Raw genomic sequence first — 16098 nt, forward strand, 5'->3', positions numbered from 1 at the left:
GCTGTAGTACGGTTAGCCTAGACGTTGCAGGGTAATTTCCAGCGCCTGGCGCAGCAGTTCGCGATCGTGATGGTGCGGCACGTCGGGCGCGCTTAATGGCTGCTGTACGATGAGACGATAGTTGATGCCCTGCACCGAGGTGTGTGGACTCACGATAACCGCATCCACCACTTTACGCCCTACCTTGTTTTCGATCATGGCGAGCTTTTGTGTCAATGTCATATGGGCAGCGGCCTGATTGAGTTCTCGTCCCAGATTGCCGATATAGACCATCTGCGCTGGCGTGCGGCGCAGGGCTCGCGCCAGATCGTCCAGCAACAGCAACAGCAAAGGCATAAGGCTGGTCAGAAAGCTGCCTGGACCAATCAGGATCACATCGGCCTGGTCGATGGCATTAATCGCTTCCTGCGTCGCCTTGACCACGGGATGGAGTTGCAACTCATGTGGTAGTGCATTCAGATTGTCTATTTGTACCTCACCGTAGATCTGGTTTCCTCCCGTGTCGGTAGCAACCAGATCGACAGGATGTTCTGACATCGGGATCAGTACCGCATCCACTTTCAGCAGTCCACGAATCAGGTTAATGGCTTCCAGCGGCCGCACGCTCAGATGATCCAACGCTTTAAGCATCAGATTGCCCAGATTGTGTCCGGCGAGTTCACCGCTACCGGTGAAGCGATATTCAAACATGGCGGAGGCCACACTCGGGCTGGTGATCAGTTGGTTCAGGCAGTTGCGCATGTCCCCTCAGGCGATGCCACCCTCTGCGCGGCGGATCCTTCCCGTCGAACCGCCGTTATCGGTGGTCGTCACAATGCCGGTGGGTCGTGAACCCAATGAGGAAAGTGATGACATGACGCGACCAAGGCCGTGCCTGCCACCCAGCGCGACAACCTTGTCGAGATCGGCTAACGTGCGATTGCGCATAGAGACCTTTTGCAAAAGAGGGGGGGGGGGGGGGGGGGAATTCACGTGGCTAAGGTAGCTGATTTCTCTCATAAAGGCGAAAAAAACCAAAAATCTTTGCCTCAGGATGATTTACGACAATTTTTTACGCCTCTTTTCGACTATGCTGAAAGCCTGTGGAAGAGAAAAACCTTTATATATAATTTATATACATAAATATATAACGAATATTGGGGTGACGTAATGCGTGAGTAACGTTAGACTCTTTTCTTTGATGAGATCAGACTCCTAGCCTTTGTGCCTAAGTGATGTGGCAGTGACTGCGTCATACCGTGCTGATGCGTGACGTGAACGATAATCAACTGAATGCGTTTCTGCATTGGATCAAGGACAGGCCCATCCAACTGCGTTTTATCGAACTGATGGAAACCGGAGAGGGAAGGGAGCTGTTTGCCCGTCACCATCTGCCCGTAACGGTCATTCGCGACAAATTGTTGGCTCAGGGCTGGTAACTGGCGCCGCGCGGCTGCAGTGATGGGCCAGCCCAGGTGTTTCGGCACGATGATTATCAGGGCGAAATCGGCCTTATCATGCCCTACGAAAAAGATTTTTGCCTGAGCTGCAACCGTCTGCGCGTGTCCGCCGTGGGTGACCTGCACCTGTGCCTGTTCGGCGAGCAGGGCATTCCCTTACGCGACCTGTTGGCGGAGGATAGCCAAATGGACGATCTGGCGCTGCGTATTGCGGGTGGGTTATCGCTGAAAAAACAGACCCACTTCCTGCATGATGGCAACAGCGGCATAACGCAGAACCTTTCTTTTATCGGTGGATGATAGCTACTCTTGCGATTTTCCGTGTTAAGAGGTGTGTGATATGAGTAAGGTCAGTGATGACTTCATTCCGCTGCAAATTGCAGTATTGACCGTTTCTGCGCGTCGTAACGCGCAAGATGATACCTCAGGTGACTATTTGCGCGAAGCGACACAAGAGGCCGGGCACCATATTGTGGCCAACGCCATTGTCAAAGAGAACCGCTACCAGATTCAGGCGCAGGTTACCGCCTGGATTGCCAGCGAGACAGTGCAGGTGATTCTGATCAATGGTGGCACTGGTTTCACCGCTGACGATGTCACGCCAGAAGCCATCTCCCCGCTGTTCGATCGCTCAATTGACGGTTTTGGTGAACTGTTTCGCATGGTCTCCTATGAGGATATCGGCACCGCCACCATTCAGTCCCGTGCTGTTGCGGGTCTGGTAAATCAAACGGTTATTTTTGCCGTGCCCGGCTCGACACGTGCGTGTCGCACCGCCTGGGAACGTATCATTCAGGAACAGTTGGATGCCCGGCAAAAACCGTGCAATTTTTTCCCCATTTAAAGAAATCGAATTAATCATGTCATCTCAGTTCACCCATATTAATGCCGCCGGCGAAGCCACCATGGTGGATGTGTCAGCAAAAGCCGAAACGGTGCGCGAAGCGCGTGCGGAAGCCTTCGTCACGCTGTCAGCGCAAACACTGTAGATGATTATCAATGGGCAGCACCACAAAGGTGACGTGTTCGCCACCGCGCGCATTGCCGGGATTCAGGCAGCTAAACGCACTTGGGAACTGATTCCCCTGTGCCATCCTCTGCTGTTAAGCAAAGTTGCCGTTGAGTTGACAGCCGAGCCTGAGCACAACCGGGTGCGCATCGAATCGCTGTGCCGTTTAACCGGTAAAACTGGGGTGGAGATGGAAGCGCTGACCGCTGCCTCGGTAGCTGCGTTGACCATTTATGACATGTGCAAAGCGGTGCAAAAAGACATGGTTATCGGCCCGGTGCGTTTGCTGGCAAAAAGCGGTGGCAAATCCGGCGATTTTCAGGCGGAGGTGCAATGATTAACGTGTTGTTTTTCGCACAGGTTCGTGAACTGACGCAAACGGATTAGCTTAGTCTTCCTGCGGAATTTTCCTGCGTGGAGGATTTGCGCCAGACGTTGGTCGAGCCTTCACACCCGCTACGCGATGGTGATGAAGTGGAGTTTTTTCCATCGGTAACCGGAGGCTGATGATGCCAGTGAACTCACAACCAGAAACCCGGATTGAGGTCGGCACTGCGCCGTTTGACGTGGGGCTGGCCTATCAGTGGCTGGCGCAATGTGACGAAGACGGTGCCGTGGTCACGTTCACTGGTAAAGTGCGCAACCATAATCTGGCTTCCGATGTGAGTGCATTGACGCTGGAGCACTATCCAGGGATGACTGAGAAAGCGTTGGCGGAAATCGTTGAGCAAGCCAGAGAACGCTGCTCACTACCGCGTGTCTATGTTCCACCGCGTTGGACCGCTCTATCCCGGCGATGAAATCGTGTTTGTGGGCGTGAGCGCCGCACACCGTCAGGCGGCCTTTGACGCTGCGCAATTTATTATGGATTACCTGAAAACCCGTGCGCCATTCTGTAAAAGGGAAGCGACGCCGGAGGGCGATCGCTGGGTGGATGCGCGTGACAGTGACCATGCCGCTGCTGAACGTTGGTAATTGACGCTCGTTGGTTTTCACCTCTTTCATTTGATTAATGATCGTTGAAGATGGCGTGATTTTCGCCACATGCGACACTGCGCCATGTGATACACTTGTCAATGGTGGGCGATGCACGCCCGAGTCACAATCTCTGTCTGCGGTGCCAGACAGCAAACGTAAGGGTAGTATCATGGATCGGTTCCCTCGTTCGGGCGATTCGATAGTCGAACGCGCTAATAGCGGCCTTCAGGCTTATATGGCGCAGGTTTATGGCTGGATGACCTGCGGTTTATTGCTGACGGCGTTTGTTTCCTGGTATGCGGCGCAATCCCCCCGCGATAATGAGTTTCGTTTTTTCCAGCCGGATTACCTTTTTCGGACTGATCATTGCTCAGCTGGGGTTGGTGTTCGTGATTTCCGGTATGGTGCAGCGCTTGAGCGGTAGCGTGGCGGCAGGGCTGTTTATGCTCTATTCGGCGTTGACCGGATTGACGCTCTCCAGCATCTTTATCCTCTATTCAGGGCAATCGATCGGCAGCACCTTTGTCATTACGGCAGGGATGTCCGGTGCCATGAGCCTGTATGGTTACACCACCAAACGCGGCCTGGGCAGCATGCTGTTCATGGGCCTGTTCGGTATCGTGCTGGCATCGTTGATCAATATCTGGTTGAAAAGCGATGCCTTGATGTGGGCTGTGACCTATATCGGCGTGGTAGTGTTTGTGGGTTTGACGGCCTACGACACGCAAAAACTGAAAAATATCGGTGAGCAACTCTCTGCTGACGACCGCGACAGTTTTCGCAAATATGCCATCGTGGGTGCATTGACGCTTTACCTGGACTTTATCAACCTGTTCCTGATGTTGCTGCGCATTTTCGGCAACCGCCGCTAATACGCATCTGCAATTTGAAGTATGACGGGTATATAGCCCCGCGCGTAGAACGTGCGGTTTTTTTTGGGCGCAACCTGGCCATTACCGCATGGTTGATGTTGAAACTTGTAAAACCTACTTGGTGATTATTTTTTGATGGCATGTGTGCAGTAATAATCGCTGACCTGTCAGGATTTTTACAAGAGTATGACTATATACCACGATCATACGGTGTGGCAGGATGTGTACCGCCCGACGATAAAGGGTATCAGTTGTTATATAAAAGTGACGGTACTCGATGATGTACTCATCGTCTCATTTAAGGAGAAGTAGAATGAAATGTCCTCAGTGTGGCGATGCCGAAATGGAACAACGTGTAAAAGATGTTCCCTATTCATGGCGTGGCAAAAAAACGATTTTACAGCAAATCTGCGCGTTGCATTGCCCTAAGTGTGGTGAAACGGTGATGGACAAAGCCGAGTCGGCCGAGTACATGGCGAAATTGGTCGAGCTTAAGAATTCGATTATTAATGATACGGTCAAACCGGCGTATATCATGAACGTGCGAAAGAAACTCGAATTATCGCAACGAGAAGCCGGGCGGATATTTGGTGGCGGTGATAATGCATTTTACCGGTATGAAGCGGGAAAATCGCAGCCCCATCCTTCTACGGTGAAATTGCTGAAACTTCTCGATCGCCACCCAGAGTTACTCAATGAAATTTGTGGTTGAGTTGAGCAAAAACCGATGGTGCTTTACGACATCTTTCGCCTGAACAGCCCGTAGGCCGCGCTGCCGGTAGTCGCAGTGATAGCCAGCAGTGTCCCACCGGCTGTGCTATACCACGCTGAAATCGGCCCCTTTGAGGTAAATCTGCTTGGTGATGTCAGTAAAATGGCGGATGGGGTTCACCCAGGTCAGATTCTGTAACCATAGCGGCATGTTTTCCACCGGAGAGACATAGCCTGAGAGCAGGATGGCGGGCATCAGAAAAACAAACACACCGATGAACGCTTGCTGCTGCGTGGCGCACAGCGACGAAATCAGTAAACCAAATCCCACCAGAGATAAGCCGTACAGCAGCATCGCCGCATAAAACAGCAGCAGTAAGCCAGCAAATGGAATCTGGTAAGCGAAGATCCCTGCCAGCAGCACGATGGTAGCCTGACCGGTAGCGACAATCAGCGCCGGTACCGCTTTACCAATAAAAATTTGCCAGGTTGCCAGCGGCGATACCAGCAACTGGTCGAGTGCACCATGTTCACGCTCGCGCGCTACAGAGAGCGCTGTCACAATCAATACGCCGATGGTAGTTCATGGCGATAAGCGAAGGCACCACAAACCACTTGTAGTTCAGATTCGGGTTATACCAGTGACGCACCACCAGTTCGCTCTGGTTGTTTCGCGTTGCTCCCACCATCAGCTCCCGTTCATATTCCTGAACTATCTGCTGTATATCATTTGTCGCAATTTGCGCGCTGTTAGAACGCCGTCCATCCAGAATGACCTTAAGCGAGGTACTGTTGCCGTTGGCAAGGTCGCGGGAGAAGTCGGGCGGAAATCGTACCAGCAATAACGCCTTCTGGTTGTCGATAGCTGGCGCGATGGCCTGCTGGCTGCGCAGCGTTAATACCTGAGAGAAGGTGTGCGCGTTGGCGATGCGCTGTGTCAGTTCAATCGATGCCGGTCCATTGTCTTCGCTATAAATCGCGATGGTGGCATTGGTGACATCCTGCGTCGCGGCGAACGGGAACAGAGAAACCTGAAGCACTACCGGGAGAACCAGCAGGCTGCTGGTTTGCGGTTCGCGCAGCAGCGATTGTAGCTCTTTGACGATCAGCGTCCATAAGCGGTAAAACATTGCGATCCCTCCCTAATCCAATCTGCGCCGCGTTTTTAACGCGGTCAACCCGATGAAAAACAGCGTGGCAAGGCTTAAAAAGCCCAGATTGACCAGCAAGATGCTGACCACGTTACCCGTGAGGAATAAGCTTTGCAGCGTACTGACGAAATAGCGTGCGGGAATGATGTAAGAGACGGCGCGTACCAGCGCCGGCATGCTGTCAATTTCAAAGATAAACCCGGAGAGCATGACCGCCGGCAAGAATGCAGCGTTCAGCGCTACCATAGCCGCATTGAACTGGTTGCGTGTCAGGGTGGAAATCAGCAGTCCCATACCTAGGGTACAGGCAAGAAACAGGCTGCTGATGCCAAACAGTATCCAGAGCGATCCACGGTAAGGAACATGCAGCACGAAGACGGCCACCACCATGCACAGCACCATGGCTATCATGCCCAAGCCATAGTAGGGGATTAACTTGGCCAGTAGCGGCTCTGCACGCGTAACCTGCGTTGACAGCAGTGCTTCCATGGTGCCGCGCTCCCATTCTCAGGCAATCACTAATGAGGTCAGAATGGCACCAATGACGGTCATGATAATGGTGATGGCACCGGGAATGATAAAGTGTTGGCTGATTGCTGCCGGGTTGAACCAATAGCGCATTTGTACCTCAATGGGTTGCGTAAAAGTGCTCCCCTGAGCCAACGCGCGCTGTTCCTGCCAGACCTTCCAAACCCCTTGCACATAGCCGGAAACGAAATTGGCGGTATTAGGCTCACTGCCGTCAGTGATCACCTGTATCGAGGCCAGTCCTCCGGGTTGTGACAATTGCTTGGCGAAATTGCCAGGGATGGTGATCAAACCGCGAATGCGCCCCGCTTGCATCAACTGGATCAATGTTTGGCGGTCGCGACTGATGGTCGGTTCAATATAGGGGGAAGCGGCAAAGGTTTGGGCTAAATCGCGCGCCGCTTCACTCTGCTCTTCCAGCAGGATACCGACGTGTAAGCGACTGGGGTCGAGGTTTATGCCATAGCCAAAAATAAACAACAGCATTAATGGGATGATAAAGGCGATCAGACTGCTGCTGGGATCGCGCACAATCTGCTTGCTCTCTTTGCGACACAATGCCCGCAAGCGCCGCCAGGAAAAGGCGGTGCTGTCCGACACGGGGTTGCTGTTGGCATTAGTCATGGGCATTCTCCGTGTCGTAGGCCTGAATCAGGGCGATAAACGCCTGCTCCATGCTGGGATCGGGCATGTCTGGCGTAACCGCCTGGTGCTTTAAGGCATCGGGTGTGCCGCTGGCAATCAGCTTGCCGCGATAAACCAGGCCGATACGATCGCAATATTCCGCCTCATCCATAAAGTGAGTGGTCACCATGACAGTCATGCCCCGGCTGACCATGCCGTTGATGTGCATCCAGAACTCCCGGCGGGTGAGGGGATCGACGCCAGAGAAAAAACGCAGGTTTTGTTCTACCGTCAGGTTACCGTACAGAGAAAATTTCTGTGCCATATAACCCAGATGCTGACGCGCTTTACCGGAGCTGATTTTAAGATCCATGCCCAGCACGCGCGCATGGCATTCACTGGGCGTGAGCAACCCGCACATCATCTTGAAGGTGGTTGATTTCCCTGCACCATTGGGGCCGAGCAGCCCGAAAATCTCGCCGCGGCGCACGGTAAAATCGACCCGATCGGTCGCGATAAATTCACCAAATTTTTTGGTCAGATGACGGGCTTCGATCACCTTGTCATAGCCATCATCGGGAATGAACGGCATAATGCGTGCCAGTGAGGAATCCCCTTTGGGGCCACCGCCTAACAGGTCGATAAAGGCATCCTCAAAGCGTGGGCTGTCGCTTCGATGTTGTCCGGCGTCAGCGGCAGTGTGTCACACAGGCTGGACGGGGTTGCGCCTGCCTTCAGCATCAGACGCACATATTTGCCTTGAATGACGCCGTCAGTGACGGCGGAGTGCTGCAATGCCTGTTGCAGCAGCGTGCGGTGTGCAACGCCATCGTCATGTGCCAGCACGCAGCGATCGGCCATGGTGGCGGTAAGATCTTGCGGCGCGCCGCGATACAGCAATTAGCCGTTATTCAACAGCAGCACATCACGACACTGCCCTGCCTCATCGAGATAAGACGTGCTCCACAGGATCAGCATACCGTCGTCAGCGAGTTCGTGCACCATGCGCCACAGCTCGCGTCGTGATGTGGGGTCAACTCCGACGCCCGGCTCATCCAGCAACAGTACGTTAGGCTGGCCCAGCAGGGTACAGGCCAGCCCCAGCTTCTGCTTCATGCCGCCAGAAAGTTTTCCAGACAGACGCGTGGTAAAGCGCGCGAGGTCGGTCAACATCAGCAAGCGTTCAAAGGTTTCCTGACGCTGTGTGCCGGTAATGCCGCGCAGGTCGGCGTAAAGCGTCAGGTTTTCCATCACGCTCAGGTCTTCATACAGCCAAAATTTCTGGGCATATAACCAAGGATGGCGTGCAATTGCCGGTCATCCTGTACCGGATCGAGCCCCATCACGCGCAGAGTCCCGCTGCTCGGTGTTAACAGACCGGCCAGCATACGAATCAGCGTGGTCTTACCCGCGCCGTCAGGCCCCACTAAGCCGATAACCGCACCCGTATCAAGCGTGGCGGTCAGCGGTTTCAGCGCGGGCGTGGTGCTGTCATGGAAGGTTTTTTCTACCCCGTCCAGCGTAATGCGTGGCATGGGACTGTTCATGGCGTTACGCTATCAGTATCAAAGCGCAACGTCACCGGCATCCCTTGACGCAGCAGGTCGTCCGCATCGTTCACGATGATACGCAGCCGATAAACCAGATCGGTACGCAGCGCCGGGGTTTCTACGCTTTTTGGGGTGAATTCTGCGCTGGGGGACACAAATCCGACCGTGCCGTGGTAGGGGCTGTCTGGGCGGCTGTCCGTATAAATCAGCACTTGTCGTCCCGGTTTCGCGTGCCCAAGCTGTGGCTCATCAATGTAGGCACGAATCCACACCGGACGGGTTAACGAGAGCGTAAATACGGTACTGCCCGCGCTGAGCATGCTGCCTGCTTCTGCAGCACGGGTGAGGATCACGCCATCAGAAGGGGCGGTAAGCGTGGTATCGCTCAGATCGAGAATGGCCTGCGCCTGTACTGCTTGCGCTTGTGCCAGTGCCGCCTCGGCGGCGGCAATCTCTTGCGGACGGTTGCCGCTTTCGAACTGGCCCAATTTCTCTTTAGCAGCTTGCAGCGTAGCAAGTGCCTGTTGACGCGCCGAACGGGCATCGTCTAACGTATTTTGTGCTACGGCACCCTTGCCCCACATGCCTTGCTGGCGTTGATAGAATTTATCGGCGTACTCATAGGCGGCCTGCGCTTGGTCCACTTGAGCAACCTCTTCACGCCGATAACCTTCCTGAAGCAGTGCCAGTTGAGCCGCCGCGCTGGCAACGTTGGCGTCAGCCTGGCGCAGCGCATTGTGGTGCGGTGCAGTATCCAGCGCAGCGATTGCCTGTCCTGCCTTAACGCTGTCCCCCCTCATCCACCTGCAAGGTTGCCAGACGTCCACTGACGCGAAACGCTAGATTCACCGTACGAATATCCACGTTACCGTACAGCGTTATGGGCGTGTCACGGCGTGCATAGTGCGCCCAGCCTGCGTAGAGTGCGGCTGCCAACAGTAAAAGCACCAGAATGGTCACGCGCGATTTAACTTTATTCATGGAAGGCTTCCCTTTTGACCAGCTAAAAGCATCAGCGCTGTTGTGCGGCTCTCAGGCCGTCAAGCACCAGCGCTATGTGTTGTGTCACCACGTCGTTAATCACCAGACTCTGTTCTAAACCAATGTCGTCCCAGCCTGCTCGTAGTCGTATGGTTTCCCGGGCAAAGCGGAATGCCAGCGCTTCACCGATCAGCGCATGGGCGTGGATAACGGTTATACGATCGTTGCTGTCTAGCCCGGTGTAGCCAGCGACCAGTTGCGTCATCAACTGATGCATGGGCGCGATAATGCTCTAGTGCATCAGCGGATAGGCATCTGTCGGTGAAAACTGTTCGCGCGACATAAAGCGGCTGAAGTGCAACGTTTCCGGGCTGGTCATCAGCCGAGTAAAGTTCAGCACCAGTTTTTGCAAATACACCACGTAACGTTCTGGCGTGCCTGCGGGCTGTTGCAGGTACTCGGTAATTTCAATGCGCAAAGGGAGATAGGTGCGCGCCACTTCATCGGCAATAGCGCTTGCCACCGCGCTATATAACCCCTCTTTGGAGTGAAAATGATAGGTGATAGCGGCAATATTCTGCCCGGCACGGCGGGCAATGTCGCGCGTTGTGGCGGCTTGTAGGCCAAACTCGCCAAACACCTCAAGGGCTGCCTGTAACAGTCGTTGCTTGGTGTGGTCGCCTCGTGTAGGCGACGTTGCCGGAAAAAGCATGGCATAAGCCCCATTCAATCAATCGTATGATTAAATTTAGTGGTTTTTGGGATTTTTTATGTGATCTGATTCTCAGTTAATAGGTGCGATTGTTTCTTCTACATAGGTGCAGGTACCGCATTGGCGATTTCAGACGACAAACATTTTCTATATCCCTTTAATTTGTAATGAAAAAGATGTGATTGTTAGTGTAACGAAAATATAGCGTAAAATTTGTTATTGCTATTATTGAATGGTAATAATTACCATTAACAATCTCATTATCTATAGTGCATAAACATCAACGGCCTGGCTGCTTAAGGCTCGTCGTGCACTAGCAATGAATTCTGTCCGCCAACGCCATTCCTAATCGGAGTGGCGTTGGGCGGATTTTTTTATGCCGAGCCATGTGGGTTCCCGGCGTGCCATTACCAGGTGAAAACAGGAGGAGCGCGTGATTCGGATGCGCATGTTGTTGGCGGCAGCGCCGTGGGTCTGGGGGGTATCGCAATGTGCTTATGCAGAAGGTACAAATCGAACCGCAGGAAATGATGAAATGGTGGTCAGCGCGTCGCGTTCCAACGTGGAACAGCCTAAAGCACCACAGATGGTAACCATTATCAACCGTCAGCAAATTGAGCAACAGTTGCGCGTAACATCGGATTCATCGCAAGTGTTGAGTAACTTGTTGCCTGCCTTTTCTCCTAGCCGACAAAAAATGAGTGGCAGCGGTGAAACCTTCCGCGGTCGGTCGGCGTTGATTTTGGTCGATGGCATTCCACAATCGAATCCGCTACGCCCCACCGGACGTGAAATACATACCATCGATTTTTCCATGATCGAGCGGATTGAGGTTATTCACGGGGCCAATGCCACGAATGGTTTGGGGGCGACTGGCGGCGTTATTAACCTGATCACCCGTCGCCCGGAAAACGTGGCGTTCAATCAGCATGTTTCCGTGCAAACCACGCTGCCCACAGAGAAAATCCGGGGCGAAACGGCCAGCTATAAAACCACTTACCGCGTCGATGGTCGCGTGGATAAACTAGATTACCTAGTGTCTCTGGGATATGAAAATCAAGGGCTTTATCTTGATGGTAACGGCCTGGCCATCGGTGTGGATAATACCCAGGGCGATACCATGGATTCCCGCGCTTACGATGTGTTGGCCAAGGTATGGTACTGGCTTAATGACGATCAGCGCGTTCAATTGAGTGTCAACCGTTACCACATTCGCTGAGAAAATGACTACCTGAGCGTCGATGGCGTGCGTGCGCAAGGTATTCCGACCACCTCCGCGCGCGGTACGCCACCGGGAGATGCGCCGTTTAACAGTGTGTGGAGCACGGGTTTTACTTACGATCACAACAATCTTGCGGGGTTCAAACTCTCGACGTTGTTATTCAGCCAGGAGTATGAAGCGCTGTTCGGTGCCACCAATTCGCAATCGTTCCAGGACACGACCATCGCGCCCAACAAAACGCTGTACGATCAATCTCGCGCGGTATCCTCCAAACTTGGGGCAAAACTCGCGCTCACCCGTGATGACCTTCTGGAAGATACGTTGAAAGTGACGGCGGGTTTTGATGTGTTGCTTGATAAGAACAAGCAGGATCTCTATCTGACCAAACGCACCTATGTGCCGGAAATCGAATACACCAACTACTCGTCTTTTTTACAAACCGAGTACGCGCTGCTGGATAACGTGACGCTGCATGCGGGCGTACGTCACGAAATCGCCAAACTGAAAGTCGATGACTATCGCACGCAATCGGCAGATGCAAACGATGCCTATGACGGTGTGGCGGTAAAAGGCGGAACCCCCAAGTTCAACCAGACGTTATATAACGTTGGCATTGTCTATTCGCCGTGGGAACCGCTGAGTCTTGTTCACCAACTACTCGGAAGGGTTTGGTATGCCGGATGTCGGACGTGCACTGCGCGATATTGACACCGAAGGTGTCGATCTGAGCCGAGCGAATAACGTCAAACCGGTGGTTACCAAAAATATTGAGGCGGGTTTCCGGGTGCAGCATGGGGCTGTTGATTTTGAAGCCAGCTATTTCCGTTCCAGCGCGAAACTGGGGGATTCCGTTACGCTTAACAGCGATGACGATTTCGTTTCCAAGCGTGAGAAAACCCGCGTGCAAGGGGTTGAGGTCCGAAGCGGTTATCAGATTAATGAGCAGCATAAAGTCAATCTTTCCTATGCCCATACCGAAGGTAAGCGCGTCAGCAATGGTGATGGCAAACTGGATAAAAAGATGACTGGCCTGAATATCGCGCCGGATCGGGTGATTGTCAGTTGGTCGGCAAGTTGGACGGAGAAGGTGAACACGTTTGTCCAAGGCAACTATGCCTTCAGCCGCAGTTTTGATGATACCGAACTAGGGTTCGACGGTTATCTGCTGGTGGATGCTGCCGTCGGCTACAAACTGCCTTATGGTAGTGTGAATCTGGCGGTTGCTAACCTGCTGGATAAACAGTACATCACCTACTATTCGCAGTCAGTGGGACTGGGGACTGCGGCCAATACACGCTATTTCTCCGGGCGTGGACGTACCGTGACATTGGGTTACTCCATTGATTTCTAAGTGTCACTTATCCCATCTCGTGGTCCGTGGCTGCGGGATGGGAAGATACCTGATGTTATGGTTGGTGATGCTGTTCCTGTCGTTACAGGTTACAACAGGCTGGGCGCGTCAGGTGTCACACGCGCTTGGCGTAACCGTGATTAACGGGCAGCCTAAACGGGTGGTTACCCTGTTTCAGGGGGCAACGGATACGGCTGTCGCGTTGGGGATAACGCCGGTAGGTGTCGTGAATTCCTGGATTGAAAAACCGACGTATCGCTATTTGCGTAGAGCGTTAGGTGATGTGCCCCATGTCGGGTTGGAAACGCAGCCGAATTTGGAAGCCATCGCATTGCTTAAACCCGACCTGATCATTGCATCACGTTTTCGCCATGAACGGGTGTATACCTTGTTGTCGCAGATCGCTCCCACGGTAGCGATGGAGGATGTGTTTGAATTCAAACGTACCGTACAACTGATGGGGCAGGCGCTGGGCAGGGAGACGCAAGCACAGGGTTTGCTCACCGCCTGGCAGGGGCGAGTGTCGGTATTGCGCGACCGCCTGCGTGCTCATTATGGTTCTCAGTGGCCACTCCGCGTTTCCATGATTGAGTTTCGTGATGACCATATTCGTCAATATTTAGCACGCAGCTTTGCCAGCTCAGTACTATCGGAAGTGGGTTTTATCTGGCCGGGAATGCAGGCAGATTCGCTCAGCGTGATGCACAAACTGAGTACGCCAGAGAGTCTGCCGGTGCTGGACGCCGATCTGTTTTTTGTCTTTATGCGCTCGGAAAAACCGGCGGTTACGCAACTTTACCGCACCTGGACAGCGCACTCATTGTGGCAACGCCTGACGGCCCCACTAACGCGAGCAAGTCTACACCGTGGACAGTGTGGCCTGGAGTTTGCCAGGAGGCATTTTAGGTGCGAACCGGATATTGGATGGGATCGCACAACGCCTACTGCCTACGGAGACAACGCCATGAGGCCTGTGTGGGTGTTATGTGGCGGGGGGCTGCTGTTGATCATCTCCTGTTTTGCCAGCCTGATGGTCGGGGCGCAACCGATCGCGTCGCGCGTGGTACTGGCTGCATGGCTTCACCCGGATGCGACACAAATTGAACATATTCTGGTGCAGACCACGCGTCTGACACGCACTTTGATGGCCCTGACGGTCGGCGCCAGTCTGGCCGTTGCCGTGGTGCTGATGCAGGCGATGACGCGCAATCCACTGGCCTCTCCGGGGTTATTCGGCGTCAATGCCGTGGCGATCTTCTTTATCGTCCTGAGCAGCGTGTGGATAGGTGCTGCATCACAGGCGACATTGGTGTGGTCCGGGTTTCTCGGTGCGGCAGTCGCAGGGGGATTGGTGTTCGGCATCGGCTCGTTGGGTCGTGGGTCTACAAGCCCTGTGAGAATTCTGCTGGCAGGGGCGGCGATCACGGCACTTTTCCTCTCGTTTACCCAAGCGATGTTGGTGATCAATCAGGACGGATTGGACAGCGTACTGTTTTGGCTGGCTGGCTCGGTGGCTGGACGTGAGAGCGATCTGCTGATGCCCTTGCTTCCCTATGTAGTGGTGGGGTTGGTATTCAGCAGGGTACTGGCACCGCATATTAATATTTTGGTTGCGGGTGATGACATGGCACGCGGGTTAGGAGTGCGTACCGCATGGATTCGCGGCCTGATGGGCGTGTGTGATTGCGTTGGCGGGCAGTGCGGTGGCTATTGCGGGTAACATCGGTTTCATTGGTTTGATTGTGCCACACATGGCCCGTCGGTTGTGTTCCCACGACCACCGTTGGCTGATCCCCGCTAGCGCCTTGCTGGGCGCTTGTCTGCTACTTTGGGCGGATATGGGGCACGCGTGGCGATTTTACCGCAGGAACTGCCGCTGGGAGTCATGACCGCTGTGCTGGTGGTCCCTTATTTTATTGCGTTGGTTCGGCGGGAGGCGCGTCATGGCTAACGTTTACTCGCTACGTATCGGCATGTTGTCTCGTCTGGTGGATAGCCGCGCGTTTCTCTGGAATCTTGCACTGCTCGGTGTAACGCTGGTGACGATACTCTTGGTGCTATCGCGAGGTGCTGTGCCGCTCTCTCCGCGGGAGGTGATGCACATACTGTTGGCACCGCACCAGACTATCGAAGGTAACGCCTTTATCGTCTGGGAACTGCGCCTACCTCGCGTCATGTTGGCGGTGATGGTGGGGGGCATTAGCGCTTTCGGGGCTGATATTACAGAGTCTAGTGCGTAACCCGTTAGCATCGCCCGATCTGCTGGGGGTTACCAGCGGCGCGTCTGCCACAGCCGTCGCTTTTCTCTCTTTCGGCGCGGGTATGCTCGGGCAGCAATGGATGCCGTTGGCGGCTATTGCGGGAGCTTGGGGAACGGCGCTGCTGACCTGGCGACATGGTGTATCACATTACCGTCTGGTATTGGTCGGGGTAGGAATCTCCGCCTTGATGGGGGCAGTGGCGACTGGGTTGCTGCTGCTTAGCCCATTCAATACCACACCATCCTCATACATCTGGCTGACCGGCAGTGTTTAAGGTGCTAACTGGCAGGATGTGACGTCTCTGACTGGATGGCTGGCGCTAGTCGCGCCGCTATTAGTATTACTGGCGCGCCATGTTCCGATCCATGAGTTGGACGACGATGTTGCCACGAGTGTGGGTGCCGCGCTGGAACGGCGGCGTAGCGCATTGCTGTTGCTGAGTGTTGCGCTGGCCGGTACCGCGATCGCCCATGCGGGGGCGATAGGCTTCGTGGGGTTGATTGCCCCCCATATGGCGAAACGTCTGGTGGGTCGAGCCTTTGTTGGCAGTGCGCTGGCAACGGTACTGATCGGTGCCAATATGGTCGTGGTGTCAGATTGGGTGGGACGTACGCTCTTTTTACCGTTGGATTTGCCAGCAGGCATTTTTATTTCTGCGTTGGGCAGTCCTTTTTTTCTCTATTTACTGATTCGGCAACGTCATCATTAA

The 16098-nt window shown here is 54.0% G+C and carries 1 protein-coding gene and 16 pseudogenes; 11 read left to right on the forward strand and 6 right to left on the reverse strand.

The features are described 5' to 3' along the window. Nucleotides 1-12: 12 nt before the first annotated feature. Nucleotides 13-927, reverse strand: a pseudogene (locus JZM30_RS09520) (gluconeogenesis factor YvcK family protein). A gap of 305 nt (nucleotides 928-1232) precedes the next feature. Between JZM30_RS09520 and moaA the strand changes: the two are divergent. The 8 genes and pseudogenes from moaA to JZM30_RS09560 all read left to right on the forward strand — a co-directional run. Further along, nucleotides 1233-1739 (forward strand): annotated as a pseudogene (gene moaA, locus JZM30_RS09525) (GTP 3',8-cyclase MoaA); the annotation flags it as partial. 40 nt (nucleotides 1740-1779) lie between these two features. Then, nucleotides 1780-2297, forward strand: a pseudogene (gene moaB, locus JZM30_RS09530) (molybdenum cofactor biosynthesis protein B). Nucleotides 2298-2299: 2 nt separating this feature from the next. Continuing rightward, nucleotides 2300-2785 (forward strand): annotated as a pseudogene (gene moaC / locus JZM30_RS09535) (cyclic pyranopterin monophosphate synthase MoaC). Next, nucleotides 2782-2955 (forward strand): annotated as a pseudogene (locus tag JZM30_RS09540) (MoaD/ThiS family protein). Before moaC ends, JZM30_RS09540 begins: the two co-directional pseudogenes overlap by 4 nt. 2 nt (nucleotides 2956-2957) lie before the next feature. After that, nucleotides 2958-3423: pseudogene (gene moaE / locus JZM30_RS09545) on the forward strand (molybdopterin synthase catalytic subunit MoaE). A 172-nt stretch (nucleotides 3424-3595) separates the two neighbouring features. Then, nucleotides 3596-4298: pseudogene (locus tag JZM30_RS09550) on the forward strand (Bax inhibitor-1/YccA family protein). A gap of 159 nt (nucleotides 4299-4457) precedes the next feature. Then, a pseudogene (locus JZM30_RS09555) lies at nucleotides 4458-4610 on the forward strand (type II toxin-antitoxin system MqsR family toxin); the annotation flags it as partial. Between the two features lies 1 nt (nucleotide 4611). Then, entirely contained in the window at nucleotides 4612-5010 is a 399-nt protein-coding gene (locus JZM30_RS09560) for a type II TA system antitoxin MqsA family protein (protein ID WP_252318465.1), read from the forward strand. A 23-nt stretch (nucleotides 5011-5033) separates the two neighbouring features. On the opposite strand, the pseudogene JZM30_RS09565 reads toward JZM30_RS09560, so the two are convergent. The 5 pseudogenes from JZM30_RS09565 to JZM30_RS09585 all read right to left on the reverse strand — a co-directional run bounded on the left by JZM30_RS09565 (nucleotide 5034) and on the right by JZM30_RS09585 (nucleotide 10555). Next, nucleotides 5034-6139: pseudogene (locus tag JZM30_RS09565) on the reverse strand (ABC transporter permease). Nucleotides 6140-6151: 12 nt separating this feature from the next. Then, nucleotides 6152-7318 (reverse strand): annotated as a pseudogene (locus JZM30_RS09570) (ABC transporter permease). Then, nucleotides 7305-8859 (reverse strand): annotated as a pseudogene (locus JZM30_RS09575) (ATP-binding cassette domain-containing protein). The pseudogenes JZM30_RS09570 and JZM30_RS09575 overlap by 14 nt, the downstream one beginning before the upstream one ends. Further along, nucleotides 8856-9843 (reverse strand): annotated as a pseudogene (gene hlyD / locus JZM30_RS09580) (secretion protein HlyD). The pseudogenes JZM30_RS09575 and hlyD overlap by 4 nt, the downstream one beginning before the upstream one ends. A 31-nt stretch (nucleotides 9844-9874) precedes the next feature. Beyond that, nucleotides 9875-10555, reverse strand: a pseudogene (locus JZM30_RS09585) (CerR family C-terminal domain-containing protein). Between the two features lie 442 nt (nucleotides 10556-10997). Here JZM30_RS09585 and JZM30_RS09590 point away from each other — a divergent pair. The 3 pseudogenes from JZM30_RS09590 to JZM30_RS09600 all read left to right on the forward strand — a co-directional run bounded on the left by JZM30_RS09590 (nucleotide 10998) and on the right by JZM30_RS09600 (nucleotide 16098). After that, nucleotides 10998-13128 (forward strand): annotated as a pseudogene (locus JZM30_RS09590) (TonB-dependent receptor). A gap of 67 nt (nucleotides 13129-13195) precedes the next feature. Then, nucleotides 13196-15079: pseudogene (locus tag JZM30_RS09595) on the forward strand (iron chelate uptake ABC transporter family permease subunit). A gap of 22 nt (nucleotides 15080-15101) precedes the next feature. Next, a pseudogene (locus tag JZM30_RS09600) lies at nucleotides 15102-16098 on the forward strand (FecCD family ABC transporter permease).

It is taken from the genome of Candidatus Symbiopectobacterium endolongispinus (assembly GCF_018777385.1).
GTDB classification, from domain to species: Bacteria; Pseudomonadota; Gammaproteobacteria; order Enterobacterales; family Enterobacteriaceae; genus Symbiopectobacterium; species Symbiopectobacterium endolongispinus.

Coding starts and splice junctions, on each gene's coding strand:
- JZM30_RS09560 (WP_252318465.1), top strand. CDS start 4,612: ATGAAATGTCCTCAGTGTGGCGATGCCGAAATGGAACAACGTGTAAAA.